This is a genomic window from Protofrankia sp. CiP1_Cm_nod4, from assembly GCF_982290645.1.
Window position 1 is genome coordinate 6,649 of record NZ_CEVIVC010000006.1, and the last position, 796, is coordinate 7,444.

At 67.7% G+C, this 796-nt stretch carries 1 protein-coding gene; it reads left to right on the top strand.

Annotation, left to right across the window (positions count from 1 at the left end):
* Positions 1-82 precede the first annotated feature (82 nt).
* Entirely contained in the window at positions 83-676 is a 594-nt protein-coding gene (locus AC5LSR_RS02595; protein WP_250286581.1) for a Uma2 family endonuclease, read from the top strand.
* The last annotated feature ends 120 nt before the right edge of the window (positions 677-796 follow it).

Consider the following 796-nt stretch of genomic DNA (forward strand, 5'->3'; position numbering starts at 1 on the left):
GGGTTATCCACAGATCGTTGTACGGTCTGGTGCGGAGGGTGTGTGGCGATCAGTCTGGCGTTGTGACTGAGAGGAGCTCATCATGGTGGTCATGGCGGTCGCCTACGAGGATCTTCCGATCCGGGACGACGGGTTCACCGTCGACGATCTGGAGGAGATGCCCGACGACGGTCGGCGCTACGAGCTGGTGGACGGAGTGCTCCTGGTGAGCCCGGCGCCCCGCTGGGAACATCAGCGCGCCTGCCTGAACCTCGCGATCATCCTTGAGGCAGCCAACCGCGAGGCGGTCAACCGCGAAGACCCGGCGGACCTGGTCGTGTTCGGGCCGACGCCGGATGTGCGCAAGGGGCGGCACACCAGCGTCCAGCCGGACGTGTGCGTGGTCCGCCATGACGACCTCGTGCGCGGCGAACGCTACCTGGCTGTCCCGGTGCTGGTCGTCGAGGTTCTCTCCCCCAGCAGCCTGGGCATCGACCGGCTGCTCAAACGCGACGTCTACGCCCGTCTCGGCGTCCCCCACTACTGGATCGTCGACGCCGACAGCCCCTCGATCACCACCCTCGCGCTCACCGGGGCCGAGTACTTCGAGGTCGGCGCAGTCCACGGTGACGAGGTCCTGACGGTCACCGCGCCGTTCCCGCTGACCATCTCCCCTTCCCAGCTTCTCCGTACCTGAAGCACATCCGTGGTGATGCCCGGGCGCGTGTTTCGGCCTGTGCCATCGGATCGCGCTCTCCCCGGGTCCGTGCACGGACCCGGGGAGAGCGCGCGTGACGTGGCTGGCGGGTCCTTACCC